General features: G+C 58.5%; 14 protein-coding genes and 2 pseudogenes. 14 read left to right on the top strand and 2 right to left on the bottom strand.

Annotation, left to right across the window (positions count from 1 at the left end; genetic code table 11):
• Nucleotides 1-28 precede the first annotated feature (28 nt).
• The 12 genes from atpG to Q9451_RS31410 all read left to right on the top strand — a co-directional run bounded on the left by atpG (nucleotide 29) and on the right by Q9451_RS31410 (nucleotide 15,400).
• Nucleotides 29-889: a F0F1 ATP synthase subunit gamma gene (gene atpG, locus Q9451_RS31465; protein ID WP_012274910.1), complete on the top strand. Its 861-nt coding sequence runs from the start codon at nucleotides 29-31 to the stop codon at nucleotides 887-889.
• A gap of 27 nt (nucleotides 890-916) precedes the next feature.
• Nucleotides 917-2,293, top strand: coding sequence for a F0F1 ATP synthase subunit beta (gene atpD / locus Q9451_RS31460; RefSeq protein WP_012274909.1), 1,377 nt, complete (start codon nucleotides 917-919; stop codon nucleotides 2,291-2,293).
• A 43-nt stretch (nucleotides 2,294-2,336) separates the two neighbouring features.
• Nucleotides 2,337-2,756: a F0F1 ATP synthase subunit epsilon gene (locus Q9451_RS31455; protein WP_012274908.1), complete on the top strand. Its 420-nt coding sequence runs from the start codon at nucleotides 2,337-2,339 to the stop codon at nucleotides 2,754-2,756.
• A 120-nt stretch (nucleotides 2,757-2,876) separates the two neighbouring features.
• The gene (glmU, locus tag Q9451_RS31450; RefSeq protein ID WP_012274907.1) at nucleotides 2,877-4,244 is read left to right on the top strand and encodes a bifunctional UDP-N-acetylglucosamine diphosphorylase/glucosamine-1-phosphate N-acetyltransferase GlmU; all 1,368 of its coding nucleotides are present in this window, start codon (nucleotides 2,877-2,879) and stop codon (nucleotides 4,242-4,244) included.
• Between the two features lie 305 nt (nucleotides 4,245-4,549).
• Nucleotides 4,550-5,326 (top strand): DeoR family transcriptional regulator, encoded by a 777-nt coding sequence (locus Q9451_RS31445; protein ID WP_012274906.1) that lies wholly within the window; start codon nucleotides 4,550-4,552, stop codon nucleotides 5,324-5,326.
• Between the two features lie 3 nt (nucleotides 5,327-5,329).
• Nucleotides 5,330-7,165: a glutamine--fructose-6-phosphate transaminase (isomerizing) gene (gene glmS / locus Q9451_RS31440; protein WP_012274905.1), complete on the top strand. Its 1,836-nt coding sequence runs from the start codon at nucleotides 5,330-5,332 to the stop codon at nucleotides 7,163-7,165.
• A 145-nt stretch (nucleotides 7,166-7,310) separates the two neighbouring features.
• Nucleotides 7,311-8,138, top strand: a complete 828-nt coding sequence (locus Q9451_RS31435; protein ID WP_213705111.1) for a TnsA endonuclease N-terminal domain-containing protein — start codon at nucleotides 7,311-7,313, stop codon at nucleotides 8,136-8,138.
• A gap of 13 nt (nucleotides 8,139-8,151) precedes the next feature.
• Nucleotides 8,152-10,212, top strand: a complete 2,061-nt coding sequence (locus Q9451_RS31430; RefSeq protein ID WP_219806463.1) for a Mu transposase C-terminal domain-containing protein — start codon at nucleotides 8,152-8,154, stop codon at nucleotides 10,210-10,212.
• Complete coding sequence (locus Q9451_RS31425) at nucleotides 10,205-11,815, top strand: ATP-binding protein (RefSeq protein ID WP_219806458.1); 1,611 nt, start codon at nucleotides 10,205-10,207, stop codon at nucleotides 11,813-11,815. Before Q9451_RS31430 ends, Q9451_RS31425 begins: the two co-directional genes overlap by 8 nt.
• 1 nt (nucleotide 11,816) lies before the next feature.
• Nucleotides 11,817-13,319 carry a TnsD family Tn7-like transposition protein gene (locus Q9451_RS31420; protein WP_219806459.1) on the top strand — a complete coding sequence of 501 codons (1,503 nt, stop codon included), beginning with the start codon at nucleotides 11,817-11,819 and terminating at the stop codon, nucleotides 13,317-13,319.
• Nucleotides 13,312-14,964, top strand: a complete 1,653-nt coding sequence (locus Q9451_RS31415; protein WP_345960876.1) for a Tn7-like element transposition protein TnsE — start codon at nucleotides 13,312-13,314, stop codon at nucleotides 14,962-14,964. Before Q9451_RS31420 ends, Q9451_RS31415 begins: the two co-directional genes overlap by 8 nt.
• A 46-nt stretch (nucleotides 14,965-15,010) precedes the next feature.
• Nucleotides 15,011-15,400, top strand: a complete 390-nt coding sequence (locus Q9451_RS31410; RefSeq protein ID WP_213705092.1) for a hypothetical protein — start codon at nucleotides 15,011-15,013, stop codon at nucleotides 15,398-15,400.
• Between the two features lie 170 nt (nucleotides 15,401-15,570).
• Here the strand turns inward: Q9451_RS31410 and Q9451_RS31405 are convergent.
• A pseudogene (locus Q9451_RS31405) lies at nucleotides 15,571-17,106 on the bottom strand (IS66 family transposase).
• A gap of 61 nt (nucleotides 17,107-17,167) precedes the next feature.
• Complete coding sequence (gene tnpB, locus Q9451_RS31400) at nucleotides 17,168-17,494, bottom strand: IS66 family insertion sequence element accessory protein TnpB (RefSeq protein ID WP_145991801.1); 327 nt, start codon at nucleotides 17,492-17,494, stop codon at nucleotides 17,168-17,170.
• Between the two features lie 108 nt (nucleotides 17,495-17,602).
• Between tnpB and Q9451_RS31395 the strand changes: the two are divergent.
• Nucleotides 17,603-18,472 (top strand): annotated as a pseudogene (locus tag Q9451_RS31395) (transposase); the annotation flags it as partial.
• Between the two features lie 692 nt (nucleotides 18,473-19,164).
• Nucleotides 19,165-20,211 carry a glycosyltransferase family 2 protein gene (locus Q9451_RS31390; RefSeq protein WP_213705094.1) on the top strand — a complete coding sequence of 349 codons (1,047 nt, stop codon included), beginning with the start codon at nucleotides 19,165-19,167 and terminating at the stop codon, nucleotides 20,209-20,211.
• Nucleotides 20,212-20,214 lie beyond the last annotated feature (3 nt).

Raw genomic sequence — 20,214 nt, 5'->3', positions numbered from 1 at the left:
CCCCGCTTGCTAACCTGATAGGTGATACATGGCAGGCGCAAAAGAGATTCGCAGTAAGATTGCGAGCATCAAAAGCACGCAAAAAATTACCAGCGCCATGGAGAAAGTGGCGGTCAGCAAGATGCGCAGGGCACAACTGCGCATGGCTGCTAGCCGTCCTTACGCGGAGCGTATCCGCCAGGTGATCGGTCATCTGGCCAACGCCAACCCGGAATACCGTCACCCGTTCATGATCGAGCGCCCTGTAAAGCGCGCCGGTTATATCGTGGTGAGCAGTGACCGTGGTCTGTGCGGTGGCTTGAATACCAACCTGTTCAAGGCCCTGGTCAAGGACATGAACGAAAACCGCGAACAGGGCGTGGAAATCGACCTGTGCGTGATCGGCAGCAAGGGTGCGACTTTCTTCCGCATCTTTGGCGGCAACGTCGTAGCCGCGATCAGCCACCTGGGCGAAGAGCCATCGATCAACGATTTGATCGGCTCCGTCAAAGTGATGCTGGACGCCTACCTCGACGGCCGTATCGATCGCCTCTCGGTGGTTTCGAACAAGTTCATCAACACCATGACCCAGAAGCCAACGGTCGAGCAATTGGTACCGTTGGTGGCAACCCCGGATCAGGATCTCAAGCATCACTGGGATTACTTGTACGAACCCGACGCAAAAGAGCTGCTGGACGGCTTGATGGTGCGTTACGTGGAGTCGCAGGTGTACCAGGCGGTGGTCGAGAACAACGCTGCTGAACAAGCGGCCCGGATGATCGCCATGAAGAACGCCACAGACAACGCCGGTGATTTGATCAAAGAGCTTCAGTTGATCTACAACAAGGCGCGTCAGGCTGCGATCACCCAGGAGATCTCGGAAATCGTCGGCGGCGCTGCCGCGGTTTAACGGTTCACATATTCAGAGGATCCAGCTATGAGTAGCGGACGTATCGTTCAAATCATCGGCGCCGTCATCGACGTGGAATTCCCACGTGACGTCGTGCCGAGTGTATACAACGCGCTGAAAGTACAAGGCGCGGAAACCACCCTGGAAGTTCAGCAGCAGCTGGGCGACGGCGTGGTTCGTACCATTGCGATGGGCTCGACCGAAGGCCTGAAGCGTGGTCTGGATGTCGTCGACACCGGCGCTGCCATTTCCGTCCCTGTTGGTAAGGCCACTCTGGGCCGTATCATGGACGTACTGGGCAACCCGATCGACGAAGCCGGCCCGATCGGCGAAGAAGAGCGTCGCGGTATCCACCAGCCAGCGCCTTCGTTCGCTGACCAGGCAGGCGGCAACGACCTGCTGGAAACTGGCATCAAGGTTATCGACCTGGTTTGCCCGTTCGCCAAGGGTGGTAAAGTTGGTCTGTTCGGTGGTGCCGGTGTCGGCAAGACCGTAAACATGATGGAACTGATCCGTAACATCGCCATGGAACACAGCGGTTACTCCGTGTTCGCTGGTGTGGGTGAGCGTACTCGTGAGGGTAACGACTTCTACCACGAGATGAAGGACTCCAACGTTCTCGACAAAGTAGCGCTGGTCTACGGTCAGATGAACGAGCCACCAGGAAACCGTCTGCGCGTAGCGCTGACCGGCCTGACCATGGCTGAGAAGTTCCGTGACGAAGGTAACGACGTTCTGCTGTTCGTCGACAACATCTATCGTTACACCCTGGCCGGTACTGAAGTATCCGCACTGCTGGGCCGTATGCCTTCGGCAGTAGGTTACCAGCCGACCCTGGCTGAAGAGATGGGCGTTCTGCAAGAGCGTATCACCTCCACCAAGGAAGGTTCGATCACCTCCGTACAGGCCGTATACGTACCTGCGGACGACTTGACCGACCCGTCGCCAGCGACCACCTTCGCCCACTTGGACGCCACCGTCGTTCTGTCCCGTGACATCGCCTCCCTGGGTATCTACCCAGCAGTCGACCCACTGGACTCGACTTCGCGCCAGCTGGACCCGAACGTGATCGGCAACGAGCACTACGACACCGCTCGTGGCGTTCAGTATGTTCTGCAGCGTTACAAAGAGCTGAAGGACATCATCGCGATCCTGGGTATGGACGAACTGTCCGAAGACGACAAGCAACTGGTAGCCCGCGCTCGTAAGATCCAGCGCTTCCTGTCGCAGCCGTTCTTCGTGGCCGAAGTCTTCACCGGTTCGCCAGGCAAGTACGTTTCCCTGAAAGACACCATCGCTGGCTTCAGCGGCATCCTCAAAGGTGACTACGACCACCTGCCAGAACAAGCGTTCTACATGGTCGGCAGCATCGACGAAGCGATCGAGAAAGCCAAGAAACTGTAATTCCTGCGCCCCGCAAGGGGCGCTATCAGGTTGAGGCAAGCAGATGGCTATGACAGTCCATTGCGATATCGTCAGCGCGGAAGGAGAGATTTTCTCCGGCCTGGTCGAGATGGTAGTAGCGCACGGTAACCTGGGTGATCTTGGTATCGCTCCGGGCCACGCGCCGCTGATCACCAATCTCAAGCCTGGTCCGATCACGCTGACCAAGCAGGGTGGCACCCAAGAGGTGTTCTACATCTCTGGTGGCTTCCTCGAGGTTCAGCCGAACATGGTCAAGGTGCTTGCCGATACCGTGCAACGTGCTGCAGACCTGGATGAAGCGCAAGCTCAGGAAGCCCTCAAGGCTGCCGAGAACGCCCTGAATCTGAAAGGCGCGGACTTCGACTACGGTGCCGCCGCCGCACGTCTGGCCGAGGCCGCAGCCCAGCTGCGTACCGTTCAGCAAATGCGCAAAGGCAAGTAATTGGCCTTTGGCTGATCACTTCTATTGCGATTGAGTAAAAGGGTAGCCTCGGCTACCCTTTTTCTTTTTCTGTTTTCTCCCCCCGGTCTTTCACTGACCGCCCAGGATTGGTAGCCAGTAATGTCACTCGATATCGTTATTCTCGCCGCCGGCCAAGGTACCCGCATGCGCTCGGCGCTGCCCAAGGTGCTGCACCCGGTAGCCGGCAACTCTATGCTCGGCCATGTTATCCACAGCGCACGTCAACTGCAGCCACAAGGTATTCACGTGGTCATTGGCCATGGCGCCGAGCTGGTTCGCGAGCGCCTGGCCGCTGACGACCTGAATTTCGTCATGCAGGATAAACAGCTGGGTACCGGCCATGCTGTTGCCCAGGCTTTGCCAGCGCTGACCGCCGATACCGTGCTGGTGCTGTACGGCGATGTGCCGTTGATCGAAGTGGAGACCCTGCAGCGTTTGTTGGCCAAAGCCAGTGATCAGCAACTGGGCCTGCTTACGGTCACGCTCGAAGACCCGACCGGCTATGGTCGTATCGTGCGTGACGAGCAAGGCCAGGTGACTGCCATCGTTGAGCACAAGGACGCCAACGATGCACAGAAAGCCATCAAGGAAGGCAACACCGGTATTCTGGCGTTGCCAGCCGCGCGCCTGGCCGACTGGATGGGCCGCCTGTCGAACAACAACGCCCAGGGCGAGTACTACCTGACCGACGTCATCGCCATGGCGGTGGCTGACGGCCTGGTGGTGGCCACCGAGCAGCCACACGACCCGATGGAAGTGCAGGGCGCCAACGACCGTCGCCAGCTGTCCGAGCTGGAGCGTCACTACCAACTGCGTGAAGGCCGCCGCCTGATGGCCCAGGGCGTGACCCTGCGCGACCCGGCGCGCTTCGATGTACGGGGTGAAGTGACCGTTGGTCGTGACGTGCTCATCGACATCAACGTGATTCTCGAAGGCAAGGTGGTCATCGAGGACGATGTTCAGATCGGCCCTAACTGCGTCATCAAGAACACCACGCTGCGCAAAGGCGCGGTGGTCAAGGCCAACAGCCACCTCGAAGGCGCTGTGATGGGCGAGGGCAGCGATGCCGGCCCGTTCGCCCGCCTGCGCCCGGGCAGCGTACTGGACGCAAAGGCCCATGTGGGTAACTTCGTCGAACTGAAAAACGCACACCTGGGTGAAGGCGCCAAGGTCGGTCACCTGACTTACCTGGGCGATGCTGAAATCGGTGCGCGCACCAACATCGGCGCCGGCACCATCACCTGCAACTACGATGGCGCCAACAAGTTCAAGACGGTGATGGGCGAGGACGTGTTCATCGGTTCGAACAACTCGCTGGTGGCGCCTGTGGAAATCAAGGCCGGCGCGACCACCGCAGCCGGTTCGACCATTACCCAGACGGTTGAAGCTGGCGACCTGGCGGTGGCCCGTGCACGCCAGCGCAACATCTCGGGTTGGAAGCGCCCGGAGAAAACCAAGAAGAGCTGAGTTATTCACAGCTGTTTCGATCCAAAGCCGACCTATGTGAATAAGTCGGCTTTTTTATTGGGCTATTGGTAATCCCTTGTAGGAGCGGCCTTGTGTCGCGATGGGCCGCAACGCGGCCCCTTGGATTTCGAGGTGAACCTGAAATTGCCGGGGCTGCTTTGCAGCCCATCGCGACACAAGGCCGCTCCTACAGGGACCCTGCCAAAAGCAGAAGAAATTATCCACAGGGCAGCTACTGCTTGACGAGACGAGCGTCTTAGGTTTTGATTGCAACCATTATCTTTCGAAACGAAACTTAAGAGCTCATGTCGAAACGAAACACACCGCAGCGGCGGCACAACATCCTGGCTTTGCTCAGCGAGCAGGGCGAGGTGAGCGTGGACGCCTTGGCCAAGCGTTTCGAAACTTCGGAAGTGACCATTCGCAAAGACCTCGCCGCCCTCGAAACCAACGGCCTGTTGCTGCGCCGCTACGGCGGCGCGGTACCGGTGCCGCAAGAACTGCTCGGTGAGCCGGCCCAGCCTGTGTCTTCCTATAAGAAGGCCATTGCGCGTGCCGCCGTCGGGCGAATCCGCGAACATGCGCGCATCATCATCGACAGCGGCAGCACCACGGCAGCCATGATCCCCGAACTGGGGCGCCAGCCGGGCTTGGTAGTAATGACCAATTCGCTGAATGTAGCCCGTGCCATTTGCGACCTCGAACACGAGCCGGTACTGCTGATGACCGGTGGCACCTGGGACCCGCATTCCGAATCATTCCAGGGCCAAGTCGCCGAGCAGGTACTGCGCTCTTACGATTTCGACCAGCTGTTCATCGGTGCCGACGGCATCGACCTCGGCCGGGGTACTACTACCTTCAACGAGCTGCTTGGGCTCAGTCGGGTCATGGCCGAAGTTGCCCGTGAAGTGATCGTGATGGTCGAGTCGGACAAGGTGGGGCGCAAGATCCCTAACCTCGAGCTGCCCTGGGGCAGCGTACATACCCTTATTACAGATGAACGCCTGCCTGCAGCGGCACGCGAACAAATTCAAGCCCGCGGCATCAACCTGATCTGCGCCGCGATCAGCCAGGAGCAATAAAACATGTGTGGAATCGTTGGTGCCGTCGCCGAGCGCAATATCACAGCCATCCTGATCGAAGGCCTCAAGCGTCTTGAGTACCGCGGGTACGACAGCGCCGGCCTGGCGGTTCTCACCCAGAACGGTGAATTGCAGCGCCGCCGCCGCATTGGCAAGGTCAGCGAGCTGGAAGCTGCGGTTGCTGCTGAGCCACTGGCAGGCCAGCTGGGTATCGCCCACACCCGTTGGGCTACCCATGGTGCGCCGACCGAAGGCAACGCCCACCCGCACTTCTCGGGCGATGAAGTGGCTGTGGTGCACAATGGCATCATCGAAAACCACGAAGAGCTGCGTGAAGAGCTGAAAGGCCTGGGCTACATCTTCACGTCCCAGACCGACACCGAAGTCATCGTTCACCTGATCCACCACACCCTTAAGAGCATTCCGGACCTGGCCGACGCGCTGAAAGCAGCGGTGAAGCGCCTGCATGGTGCCTATGGCCTGGCGCTGATCAGCGCCAAGCAGCCTGACCGCCTGGTAGCTGCACGCAGCGGCAGCCCGCTGGTTATCGGTCTGGGCCTGGGTGAAAACTTCCTGGCGTCCGACCAGTTGGCGCTGCGTCAGGTCACCGACCGCTTCATGTACCTGGAAGAAGGCGACATCGCTGAAATCCGCCGTGATCAGGTCACCATCTGGGACCAGCAAGGCAACAAGGTCCAGCGCGAAACCGTGCAGTACCATGAAGGCGCCGAAGCTGCCGACAAGGGCAACTATCGCCACTTCATGCTCAAGGAAATCCACGAGCAGCCAAGCGTTGTTCAGCGCACCCTGGAAGGCCGTCTGGGCAAGGACAACGTGCTAGTCCAGGCTTTCGGCCCGAAGGCTGCCGAACTGTTCGCCAAAGTGCGCAACGTGCAGATCGTCGCCTGTGGCACCAGCTACCACGCGGGTATGGTCGCCCGTTACTGGCTGGAAAGCCTGGCTGGCATCCCGTGCCAGGTGGAAGTGGCCAGCGAATTCCGTTACCGCAAGGTGGTGGTGCAGCCGGATACTTTGTTCGTCTCCATCTCGCAATCCGGTGAAACCGCCGACACCCTGGCCGCGCTGCGCAACGCCAAGGAGCTGGGTTTCCTCGGCAGCCTGGCGATCTGCAACGTGGGCATCAGCTCGTTGGTGCGTGAGTCGGACCTGACCCTGCTGACCTTGGCCGGCCCTGAAATCGGCGTGGCCTCTACCAAAGCCTTCACTACCCAGCTGGTGTCGCTAATGCTGTTGACCCTGGCCCTTGGCCAGGTGCGCGGTACCCTGGAAGAGGGTGTCGAAGCCGAGCTGGTTGAAGAATTGCGTCGCCTGCCGACCCGCCTGGGCGAAGCCCTGGCCATGGATGCCACCGTCGAGAAAATCGCCGAGCTGTTCGCCGACAAGCACCACACCCTGTTCCTCGGCCGTGGTGCGCAGTACCCGGTGGCGATGGAAGGTGCGCTCAAGCTCAAGGAAATCTCCTACATCCACGCCGAGGCCTACCCGGCGGGTGAGCTGAAGCACGGCCCATTGGCACTGGTGGACAATGACATGCCGGTGGTTACCGTCGCGCCGAACAACGAACTGCTGGAGAAGCTGAAGTCCAACCTGCAGGAAGTGCGTGCTCGCGGTGGTGAGTTGGTTGTGTTCGCCGACGAGCAGGCGGGCATGACCAATGGCGAAGGCACCCACGTGATCAAGGTGCCGCACATCGCTGACGCGCTGGCGCCGATCCTGTACACCATTCCACTGCAGTTGCTGTCGTACTACGTAGCCGTGCTCAAGGGTACTGACGTTGACCAGCCGCGTAACCTGGCCAAGTCGGTTACTGTCGAGTAAATAACGCTAAGTAATCGTTTCAAATTGTGGGATGCAAATAAAGGTTCATCCGTATAAATAAAGTATCATCCGTATAAATAAAGTTTCATTCTGAGCCTGCATCCGCTATGTTGAGGTCATCGACACAGCGGGGGCAGGCTTTCTCATGTCTGGAACATTCAAGGGGCTGACCCAGGCCCAGATCGATAGAAGGCTCAAGGACGGGCGTGGCCAAGGCCAGGGATCAGACTACAAGCCGTTCATCTACACCAGGGACGTGTCCTCGCTGGGTCGCTCCCACCGCCTGCCTGGCAGCAAGACCCGGCGTTTACACCATCTTCTATCCGATCTTGAACTGGCCATCTTCCTGACCTTGGATCGGTCTCCCCATGTCACCGATATCCGTGAACAGTTTCCGATGCGGGTCGAAGATACGGTGCGCATCGCCGAGGAGCTTGGCCTGCCCCACGGTTGTTACAAGGGTACCCCGCAGGTACTGACCAGCGACTTTCTGGTGGATTTCGAAGATCCTCAGCGCCCGAGCATCGCGATTCAGGCCAAGTACAGTACCGACCTGCAGAAGCCTGAAGTTATCGAGAGGCTTGAGCTTGAAAGGCGCTACTGGCAGGAAAAAGGTATTCCCTGGGTCATCGTCACGGAGCGCGAGGTATCCAAGGTGGCATTTGCCAATATCCAATGGCTCTATTCTGCCCATGCTGAAGGCGACATCGCTCAGGACGATCTCGCCCATTACCAGCAGCTGTTTCTGCTCGAGTTTCAGCGTCACCCAGACCGGAAGCTGACCGCTATTGCCCAAGGACTGGATACCTCCGGCCAGCTGGAGGCCGGTCAGGCGCTCTATTGGCTACGCCAGTTGCTGGCCCGGCACTGTTTCCTTTTCGATCTTGACACTCCTTACCGGGAGCTGAAGCCGAAAGACCTGGTTGCCAACTCTCATCAAATGCATCAGGAGCTGAGCAGTGTTGCCCGTTAATCAGGTGTTCCGGATGGGGGAACTGCGAAAGCGCCTGCTTTGGTCCGGTACCGAGCAGGCAATCTGGATCGATATCGATTCGGACACGGCGTTGCCCGAACCGATATCGATTGTAGAGCTGGAGCGTCTGATCATGGAGCGGGAGCTGGAGAGCATTGCCGATCCCTTCGAGGAAACAGTCCTACGGGAGGTTGAGGAAGGTTCCCTTGATCAGCAGAAGCGTGATGAAGCTTGGGGAATGCTGGCGGATTTTGTGCACGACCCCCAGCTTTTCGTGCGGCGCCCCAGAGGGCTCATTGTCAGAGGCATCATGGAGCGCCATGGTGTCACCAATCAGACGGTGTATAGGTTACTGAGGCGCTACTGGCAGCGAGGCATGTGCAGGAATGCCCTCTTGCCGGACTATGTCAACTCGGGCGCCCGTGGCAAGCGCAGAAAGCCGAACCAGGCCAAGCTGGGCAGGCCCAGAGTGGTGATGGAGGGGAAAGGGAGCAATGTCACGCCGGACATCGAGCGCATTTTTCGCCGGGTCATCGAGGAACGTTTGCTCAAGGAAAAACATCCGTCCATTCCTGATGCCTACGCCGCCGGGCTGAATCTGCTCCGTGCTGTTCTGACGGAGCTGCCGACCTCCGAACTGCCTACATTGGGGCAGTTCCGTTACTTCTATGGGCGCGAATATCACTTCACCGACACCTTGCCATGCAGGGTGTCCGCAGTGGATTTTGCCAAGGACTTCCGACCGCTCAGCAGTACATCGACGACCGAGGCACTGGGGCCCGGATACCGCTACCAGATCGATGCCACCATCGCCGATATCTATCTGGTTTCAGAACATGATCGCAGCCTTATCGTCGGCAGGCCTGTCGTTTACATGGTGATCGACGTGTTCAGCCGCATGGTCGTTGGTATGTACGTCGGATTCGAGGGACCTTCCTGGGTCAGTGCCATGGTGGCATTGGCCAACACGGTCGCCGACAAGGTTGAGTATTGCCGCCAGTATAGCGTGGAGATCGATGCCAGCGACTGGCCGGTCAAAGGCTTGCCGGATGTGGTGCTGGCCGATAAGGGCGAACTGAATGGCACCAAGGTGGAAGCATTTTCCCAAGCCTTCGGCGTTCGCATCGAGAATGCACCGGCCAGGCGAGGAGATGCCAAGGGGATCGTCGAGCGTTATTTCCGGACGGTGCAGGAGCGTTTCAAGCCCTATGCCAGCGGTGTGGTCGAGGACACCACCAGCCGGAAGCGGGGTGGCCACGACTACAGACTTGATGCCAGTCTGACCTTGCCCGAGTTCACCCAGATCATCATTGCCGGCATCCTCTACCACAACAACTTTCATACCTTGAGCAAATACGACAGAACCTCTGGTATGCCGGGCGATCTGCCAGCCATCCCGGTCATGCTGTGGAACTGGGGCTTGGCCAACTTGACCGGCCGGTTACGTACTGCGCCCGAGGAGCTGGTGCGGATAAATCTCTTGCCCCATGAGTCGGCCACGGTTTCGGAGCTGGGAATCAGGCTGTTCGGCTGCTTCTACACCTGCCAGGAAGCAATCAGGGAGGGTTGGTTTCACCGAGGCCAGGGGCGCCGGCCGACAGGGGTAACGGTCGCATACGATCCGCGTAGCGCCGACCACATCTACCTGCGGCCGTCCAATAGTCTCAAGGACTACTGGGTTTGCGATCTTGCCGACCGCAGTCGACGCTTCAGGGGGATGACCTTCTGGGATGTCTGGCTGCTGTCCAGAGAGGAACGGCGTAGCGATACCAACGCGGCGGCGGAAGCTTTGGTAGAGAGAGGCAATCTTCTGAAGCAGATCGAGTCCATCGTTGCCCAGGCAGAGGATGCCAGTCCGGTCAAAACGGGTATGACCACGAAGGATCTGGGAACCCAGATCCGCGAGAACAAGCAGCAGGAAAAGCGCCAGGAACGCCAAAAAACAGCATTCAAACCGGAGAAAGCACAGCAGGAAAAGCCAGCCGATGTGATCCCACTGCGGGGCGAGAAGCAGGAAGATTATGCCTTCCCAGATCTCAGTGACCTGATATTCAAGGAGGAAGAGGATGACTGAAGAATTCCAGCGCGGAGTCATTCCCCTGGCGCGTTACCAGGAGCAGCAGCTTCCCGAGTATCAGGACAATCCGCTCATCAGCGCATTGCCTCCGATTCCTGATCTGCAGGAGGTGGTCGGTCTATTGCAGCAGCTTCCCGGTTTCGAGCCGCAGGAGGCGCTTCTGGATGGTCGGCTCAGGGCACATGCGATTGCCCGCCTGTTGCACGGCTTCTTCCAGCCGCTGAGCCATCACTTGGAGCTGGAGAGCAAGATCAGTCTGATGATCCGTCAAGGGTACATCGGTCGGAATCCGGCCAGCGGTGCCTGGTATGCGCACCTGCAGAATGGCTATCGCCGTGTCGAGGAAGAGGATCTGGATGCGGCGGTGTACCAGAGTGTCTCCTCTACGGCCAACAGCCTGTCGCTGTTCGGCTGCTCCGGTTGCGGCAAGACGCGCACGCTGGAGCGGATTCTGGGCATGTACCACCAAGCTCTCCATCACCCTGATTACAACATCACCCAACTGGTCTACCTGAAGATTGACTGCCCAATTGATGGTGATTTGGATGAGCTGTGCCTGAGCTTCTTCAACGAAGTAGACAAGATCCTGGGTACCCACTACAGCCGTAGCCACGGACGCAAGAAGCTGGGTACCAAACGTCTGCTGGCATCCATGTGCCAGGTGGCCAATCTGCACGCGCTCGGAGTGTTGATCATCGACGAGGTTCAGAACCTCAACGAGGCACGCTCCGGTGGTGCCGAGAAAATGCACAATTTCTTCGTGTCGCTGGTGAACACCATCGGTGTTCCGATCATTCAGGTCGGCACCCACCGGGCCAGCAAGTTCTTCCAGCGCACGTTCCGGGCTGCTCGGCGGGTCTCCGGGTTGGGCAGCATCCGCTGGGATAGGTTGCCTCGGGACGAGCATTGGAAGCGTCTGTTGAAGCGGCTTTGGAAGTATCAGTGGCTGCGAAATGCGGCGCCGCTGGATGATGAACTGGAGGCTACGATGTACGACCTCACCCAAGGGGTCATGGACATCGTCATCAAGCTGTTCGCGCTGGCGCAGATCCGGGCGATAGTGACAGGTGTCGAGTGCATTAAGCCGCTGTTGCTGCGCAGGGTTTTCGAGGACGAGTTCAAACCGGTCCATCCGATGCTGGCGGCCTTGCGGAGCGGTAGGCCCGAGCTGATCGCCAAATATGACGACCTGCTGATGCCAGAGATCGAGGGACGGTTGCTGACCCTGACTCGCTCTCTGGATAGCGTCCCCCAACCTAAACCACCGGCCCCTCCGGCTGATGACAAGGCAAAGCGGTTGGCCGCCCTGCTCGAAGGTATGGAAATCCCGAGGGACATCGCCATTCCCATGGCCGATGAATTGTTGGCGGAGAATCCGGACATCCCGCTGGCGGCCCTGATTCACAAGGCCACGGCCTACCTCGCGCAGGACGCTCCCAAGAGGCCCGGCATTTCCAGAGTTAAGCGGACGGAGTGGGGGTGCCTATCCGAGGAGGATCTGCGCCGACGTTATGCCGATGGGCCTGAAAGCGAGGCCTATGACAGATTCAAGCAGGCTGGCTTGATCCTCGATCTACGGCCTCTGCTGAGAGCGAGCTGACATGTACTTCCCCAGGCTCTACCCGGACGAACTGCTTTACAGCGGTATTGCCCGGTGCCGGGTACATCTGGGGATAGGCAGCCACAAGACCTTGCTGCACATGCTTTTCGGTGACAGCAAGGTTGCCGCGATCACCGATCTGCCCACACACCTGACTGCGTTGGCGAACAACACGGGCTTGGATGCGGAAGGCATGATCCTGAATCACACGCTGTTCCCGCTCTATGCCCCTTTCATTCCGCCGGAGCGCCGTACCGATCTTTTTCAGGCCATGCTTGCTCCCGACCGGCCGACGATTGGTCTGTCTGGGGCCTCGACGGCCTTGGTCAAGTGGCCCGATTGGCTGCGTTACTGCCCGATCTGCTTTGAAGATATGGCTGCGCGCTACGGTGAACCCTACTGGCGGCGTAGCTGGCAGATTCAAGGGATAGATGCCTGTCCCGAGCATGGCTGTCAGCTCCTGAACTCACCTATCCCGTTCCGTCGAGCGCAGCGGCACGAGTTTCATACAGCCTCTCCACTGTTTCTGCCCCGTGATCTTCGCGTGAGTCCCGTGGGCGAAGAGGCTATCAGGCTCGCCAAGGCTGCTATGCAGCTGCTGGCGCTCGAAGAGGTGCAATCGCCTGGCTACGGACGCTGGACCAACCTGTACCGGTACCTGGCTACAGAGTGCGGCGCCAGGCGAGGCCGGCAGGTCAGGGCTGAAGTCATCTGGGAGAAGATCCTGGCATCCCATCAAAGGGATTGGCTTGCTGCGAACGGTCTGCTGACATCCGGAGAGCCTCCACCTTGGCTGTTGGCGATGTTCAGGAAGCATCGCAAGGGATTCAGTGCGCTGCAGCATCTGATCGTCTGGACCAGCCTGCGCCCTGGCCAGCATGCTGGCGAGCTGATCAGCGAGGCGAAGACTCGCCAGGTCGACCTTGCCTCCGAGCGGTCAGTGCAGCTGCTCCCTGCTGAGTTTGAGCAAAAGCAGCAGTACCGAGCCATTTGGCTGCAAGCACTGGCTAATCACGGTGGAGCCAAGGCAGCCAGGCAAGACGGAGCAGGGGCATGTTACGCCTGGCTCTATCGTCATGACCGACACTGGCTGATGGTTGCGAACCAGGTCAGGCAGCGCCGACAGGGCAACAACAGCCACATCGACTGGCGAGCGCGTGACATAAGGTTGGTGCGCCTGCTGATCCGGATTGGTAGAGGTAGCGAAGAAGACCTGGGCCTTCCGCGCAGGAGTCGCAACTGGTTCCTGCAGCAGCTACCCCATCGGGCATCAGTCGAGCACCGTCTCGATCAATTGCCTCTTTGCTGCACCTTCCTGGATCGCTATGCCGAGTCCGTCGGCGAGTATCAGATCCGTCGCCTGACTGCAGCGATGCTGAAGGATGTACAGACAGGCATAACGTCTAGGCGCTGGGAGCTGGAAAAGCGTTGTGGATTGGGAAAAAGCAGGGTGGCACCGCTGACCACTGCGTTCATTCGATTGATAGGAAGATGGATTGAATAGGACAGTATTTCGTCAGATCCCGAACGGATCCAGGTTGCTGGCCGTTGGAAATTTTTTCAGGGCCCCGACTCAGGCAGCCGAGTGGCGCTTGGCGGCTCTCTTTGAGCGTAACGGTCGGTTGCAGTTGCAGCGGTTCGCACAGGAGATGTCGTGTGTCTTGGCCGTTGGTCGCGAGTTTCTTGGCGAAGAAGAGGCTCCTTATCGTCCCAGTGGTTTCAAGAAGACGGTGGTGCTTCCTGCAATAGATACCTGGCGGGAAAGGCCGTTGGGTGAGTGCCCACGTCTGGCCAGAAGGCTTGCTGCAAATCCTGAGATATCTGGACAGCGATGCTTTGTGTTCGAGGTCGATGGTCTGACCGTCTGGTTGCCGAAATTCGAGCTGGCGCGAAAAATGTTCTTCCACGCTGCCTTCATCGTCCGTGCAGCCTTCGCACCGAATGGCTTGGACATGGTCTTCACGCTCTACAGAGAAGGCGATGTTGTTCATATCCATACGCCCCCGAAGACAGGTGCGCCAAGTCAGCTTCTCAAAATCAAGGGATACAGAGACCATTTCAGTTGGCTGCTGCTGAATCAGGATGTGAAGCGATCCTTCGAGTCAATCTGGCAAAGCCTCAATCAAAGGCAAGAGCGGGTACCGCAAGAGTCGGCGTATGCCAGGTGGCAGTTCGACTTCATGGCACCCCCTTCCCTCGTGGGTACCACCATGGATGTGCGAGGCCCCTTTGATCCGGAAAGCAACGAATTGCTGGTCTGGGAGATCGAAAAGCTTCAGGGGCTCCGGTTTAGCCATCGCGGTGATATTTTTTTCCACCATCCTGCTCTCAAGTTACCCGTCAGGGGAGATAGCACAGGCTGTGTATCCGTGCCATCGGGAGCCAAGGAGTTGGAGGTGGATACTGACGAAGAGCCGACTGCTGCCAAGGAGCAGAGGTTGATTCATCTGCCTGTTGAGGGGATCACGTTTGATGCTCAGCTGCGCACCAAGATCGCCTACAACGGGGAGCGTGCCAACGGTCATGGCAAGAAGGTCGACGACGAGCAATACCCGAGCAGAGAAAGCCAACTCTTCAGCGTGGCTGATCCTGTGAGCGAGGGCAGCATAGCGTCAGGAGAAATCCAACAATTGGGTGAGGGAGAGCGTGATGGGGACGAGCATGAATGGCTTGCAGATCGCTTCTCGCTACTCCGAGAGGTTCTTGAGCAAATCACCCAAGAGTCTGGAGTTGCGCTGGTATCACTGGAGGTGAGGCCGCTGCCGCTCGTTCCACGCTGCAGCTACCACATGATCGATCACGAAAAATCACGCTGTTATCTGCTGGCAAAGTTCAAGCTGCAAAACGGCGATCAACGCTACCTTCTAGAAATAGATACCTCAGACAACCGGAAGACCATGTCAACGCGGATCATGGGCTTCAAAGCAGGTGTTGAGGCAGGAAAATGCATAGACAGGATCTTGAGGGAGACAGTGAAAGGCTCGTTGCGCTGGCCAGGCACCATGGCGAAGTACTGTGAGCCTTTGCACTCTGTGCATCACCCGAAAGAAGGTCCGCCTGATGCCTATCAGGCCAGAGTATCTGGCTGGAAGCAGCGGATACGCGCGGCCCTGATCTGGTGGCAAAATGATTCACAGGTTGGCTGCTAATGAGGTTGGGCTGAGGCCATGATCGGAGTGGGCAAGCCAAGGATGCATGCCAGGCGCGGTCGAGTTCGGTATTCTCTGTGTCTTTGGTCAAGTGTTGGGGCGGGTGCTGCGGCGCATCGGTGAACCTGATGACCAGGCCTGGTTGTTCATGCTGGCGGAGCCCACATTGCGTAGCTTTGCCGAGCGGATTGCGGATGATCTGCCGGATGACTTGGCGGTGCTGAGTCAGGTGCAGATGCCCGCCGCTCCTGCTGGCTCGATGGCTGGTGGGATGGAGGGTGTCAGCGATGTTGATGGCAGCTGCGATAGCGAGGGTGGGCAGGGGGTTGGCGCAGGTTCGAGGGGCGCCTACTCGCTGATAGATGTTGCTGCTGAGCCGAGCTATCAGGTCAGTTTCTCTCAGCACTATCGGCAGTTGTTGTTGGCTTGCCTCTGATAGTCGATCAACTGTTAGCCCCAATTAGGGTGAGGCTGCCCGAAGCCTGACCGAGCCAACACAGGCGCAGCCAGCCACTAGCTTTTCACCAATTCCGCGCCGAGCGGCTCAATGTGCACTCGGTGCATTCAGCTATTCGAGAAGGGCATCTCTTGGTAAGCGAACGGGCATTACACCTTGCCGACGGATACCCAGTTGTGCGGCAGCAGCTCGGCCAGAGCGCTGGCCTTCTGAGTCGGCAGTCGCGTTAGCACATCCTTGAGATAGGCATACGGATCATGCCCATTCATCCGCGCCGACTGGATCAGGCTCATGATTGCCGCCGCCCGTTTGCCGCTGCGTAGCGACCCGGCAAACAGCCAATTGGAGCGACCTAGAGCCCACGGGCGGATCTGGTTCTCGACTTGGTTGTTGTCGATGGGCACAGCGCCATCGTCCAGGTAGCGCGTCAGCGCTACCCAGCGTTTGAGGCTGTAATCCAAAGCTTTCGCCGTGGATGAGCCGTTGGGCACAAGATCACGCTGGGCCAGCATTCAGTCATGTAGTGCGTCGAGGAGCGGTGAAGCCTTTTCCTGCCGTATTCGCCAGCGTTCTTCATTGCTCATGTCGCGCACTTGGCGTTCGACTTCGTATAGCCCAGCGATAGAGTGCAGCGCCTGTTCGGCCAATTGGCTTTTGTTCGCCGCGTGCAGATCGAAGAACTTGCGGCGGGCGTGAGCCATGCAGCCGATTTCGGTGATGCCTTGCTCGAAGCTGGCCTTGTAGCCAGCGAAGTCGTCGCAGACCAGCTTGCCATTCCACTGGCCAAGAAAATTGCGCGCATGCTCGCCGGCACGGCTGGGGCTGAAGTCGTAGACCACGGCCTTCAGATCGGCGAAGGGCGTGGTGCTGTAGGCCCAGACGTAGGCACGGTGGGTCTTCTTCTCGCCGGGCGCGAGCATCGAAACCGGGGTTTCGTCGGCATGGATCACGCGCTGGGCAAGCACCGCTTCGCGCAGCGCATCGACTAGGGGCTGGAGCTGCACGCCGGTTTGCCCGACCCACTGCGCCAGTGTCGAACGAGCGATGGCCAGGCCGGCACGGCCAAAGATTTTCTCCTGCCGGTACAGCGGTAGGTGGTCGGCGAACTTGGCCACCATCACGTGAGCCAGTAGCCCGGCAGTCGGGATGCCCTTGTCGATCACCTGGGCCGGTACGGGTGCTTGGATCAGTGTTTCGCACTGGCTGCAGGCCCATTTCCCACGCACGTGCTGTTCGACGGTGAACACGCCCGGCGTGTAGTCGAGCTTTTCGCTGACGTCTTCGCCGACGCGCTGAAGCTGGCAACCGCAGGCGCACTGGGTGTTCTCCGGCTCGTGACGGATCACGGTGCGCGGAAATTGCGGTGGCAGCGGTGTGCGCTTGGGTTGTTGGCGTGGTTCGGCTGGGGTAACCGGAGGATTGACGGCTTTCAGCTCGGCCTCGATGGCGGCGATGTCGGTGTCGAGCAGGTCATCAAGCAGGCTGCCCTGATCAGGGCTTAGCTGCTCGCTGCGCTTGGCGAACTTGTGCCGTTTGAACCATGCGATTTCGTGGGTGAGCTGCTCGATGACTGTTTGATCGCGGTGGATCTTTTTGCCCATCGCATCGACTTGCGTGAGCAACTGCGCGGCCAGTGCGCGCAGCTGGTCAGGTGTCAGTTGGTCGAGATTGGGCGAGGAAGTCATGCCGCTGATTGTGCCAGAGCAGGCGGTCAGCGGAGATAAACCGATGGGCTAATGGCAGGTGCTACAGCACTGTGATCGCGCCGGCTGCGCCGACTCGCTGCCAGGGCAACCCCAGTACCAAAGCCTGAAGTTGCTCGGTGTCGAGTTCGACTTCCGAGCCGTGCCGGATGCCTGGCCAATGAAACTTGCCCTGGTGCAAGCGCCGCGCGGCCAGCCAGATACCCACGCCGTCATGCACCAGAACTTTCATGCGGTTGGCGCGGCGATTGGCGAACAGATAGGCGCAGTGCGGCTTCGCCGCACCGAACACCGCCACCACGCGGGCCAACGCGGTTTCAGTACCCGCACGCATATCCATCGGCTCGGTGGCGAGCCAGATACTATCCACGCGGATCACTGGGCGAGCTCACGGACAAAGCGGGCGCAACCTTCAGGATCGGAGGCTGGCCATTTTACCGTGACCGATTGCTCGCCCAGCGGTAGCTCGATAATCACCGCTACTTCAACTGAAGGGGTTGATCGCAGTGCGGTCAAGGCTGCGCTGCAGCACCTGGAGAGCCGACATGCCGATAACCTGACAGCCCAGGCGTTGATGGAGGCACAGGGGCTGGATCAGTTCGTCTTGGGCGAGGACGAGGCCCGCATGATGCGTACCCACCAGGGGGCTCGCGTGGCTTATAACGTGCAAAGCGCGGTAGATGGCGAGCATGGGCTGATCTTGCATCATGTCGTCACTCAGGACGGCAGCGATAACCAGCAACTGGAACCTATGGCCAAGGCCGCCCAGGCGATCCTAGAACAGGAAGCGCTGACGGTTACAGCCGATGCCGGCTACTCCAATGGTGAACAGTTTCAAGCCTGTGACGATGCAAAGATCACGGCCTGTGTGCCGGAGAATCGAGGCATCAATAACAAGGGCGGCGACACACCGCTATTCGATCGCAGCGCCTTCAGCTACGACGCAGAAAACGATCAGTACCAATGCCCGGCGGGCAAGTGGCTACTGTTCAAGCAGGTCAGTGGCCTACAGCGCATCTATGCCGTGCAGGATGACTGCGCGGGCTGTCCTTTGAAATCACGCTGCACCAAGGCCAAGCGTCGACACGTGAGTCGGCATGTCCATGAAGCTGCGTTCGAACGCATGCATCAGCGGATGCAGGCGCATCCAGAGATGATGCTCAGGCGCCGATCCATCGTCGAACATCCCTTCGGCAATCTGAAGCAGTGGATTTTGGGTAATGGTCGCTTCCTGCTCCGACAACTGCGGGGAGCGCGGACGGAAATGGCCCTGGCGGTCAACGCCTACAACCTGAAACGAGCCATCAATGTGCTGGGTGCCCGTCGGTTGATCGAACTGTTGGGATAAATCCCGTCTTCCATTTCCAGCCATCAAAAACACCAACGCCCCGAACCAGTCGGGGCGTTGGATTTGCCTACGGTCAGGGCGTTTTCACACGCTCTGTAATGAGCGGTTTTATGGCTGGTGCAGGGCCATAGGATTAAATTCCGCATGTTCGTGAGGATTTTAGATGCTTCGTGCTGATCTGCAACATAATCCTCACATCCGTGAGGATTTCTGCGAGATGTGGGCTGAGCGGTAGAGAAGAGGACTGTAAATGCGATTGGGCCGATTCAGGAGTGGGAGGGGTATTTGCCTGCAGGAGCGAAGGATTTTAGATCCTAAATTCTTGGCAGTTGGCATCAGTGCCAGCAAGTCCAATATCCGGGCTTGCTATTTCAACGGGAGCGGAAGCGTCTTGAAGAAGGCTCTCGTGGAGCGTTGTGGGGAAGGGCTGGTGATTTACAAGGCGGCGGGCTACAAAGGCAGGGGCGGAGGCAGCAGTTGGCCGGCTTCGTCAATCTGCGGAGCGAGCTCCACATGTGTGGCTGTAGGTGAGCCGAGTTGCGTCAGCAATTCATCCCATTAGTCAGGATATGGGTGAATCCTTCCCCCCCCCCTTCGTTTGTTGTTAAAATGGAACAACGTGATCTCGTTGGCATTTTGTATGCGGATGTCGACGGTATGTAGTGGGGCGTTGGAGCCTCTGAGTGCAGGTTATGTTGACGGAACAACTTGAAGTGCTATCCCCCTCCCTTCGCAATAGTCAAACAGCTGAGCCTTGCCCCAGCGCCAAGCACCTTGAATGCCATGTGCCTGTTTCAAGGGTGTCGGAGTCAGCGGCGACTGCCCGAGTTGCCATTCTGCTGTGCACCTACCGTGGTCAGCACTATCTCGCCGAGCAACTGGATTCCTTTGCGGCCCAAACGCATGAAAACTGGGAGGTGTGGGCTTCTGATGACGGATCAGAAGACGATACACACTCGATCCTGGAGGATTACAAGAACAGATGGGATGTTGGCCGTTTGTCGATTCACTTCGGGCCTGCCGAGGGTTTTGCAGCCAATTTTCTTTCACTAACGTGCAACGCCAGCATCGACGCAGATTTCTATGCCTATTCCGACCAAGACGATGTCTGGGAAGCCGATAAGCTTGCAAGAGCTGTCCAGTGGCTGGAGAGCGTGCCTGCCGATGTACCGGCACTATATTGCTCATGCACCCGACTGGTTGATGCTGAGAACAATGAAATCGGCGTATCGCCGCTGTTTACCAAAGCCCCTGGTTTCGCCAATGCCTTGATGCAGAACATTGGTGGTGGCAACACCATGGTGTTCAACAATGCCGCACGAGAGCTCTTGCGCGAAGCTGGTGAAAACAAGTCTGTGATCACCCACGACTGGTGGGCTTACATGGTTGTGACGGGCTGTGGCGGTCGCGTGTTCTATGACAGCAAGCCTACGCTGCGCTATCGCCAGCACGGCGACAACCTGGTGGGCACGAATGCCAACTGGGCTGCCCGTTTTAAACGTATTCGCATGTTATTTCAGGGGCGCTTCAAGCACTGGAATGACTGCAACATCGCAGCGTTACTGACGCTAGAACACAGGTTCACACCCGAAAACCAGGAAATACTTCAGCGCTTTGCTGCCGCTCGGGGTATGAGCCTTATTCCTCGCCTTATCCATCTCAAACGCAGCGGTATCTACCGCCAAACACTGCTGGGAAATATTGGTCTGGTCGCTGCTGCTATTCTCGGGAAAATATAACGC

It is taken from the genome of Pseudomonas sp. NY8896 (genome assembly GCF_039634505.1).
This window is presented reverse-complemented; position numbering and strand designations above follow the sequence as displayed.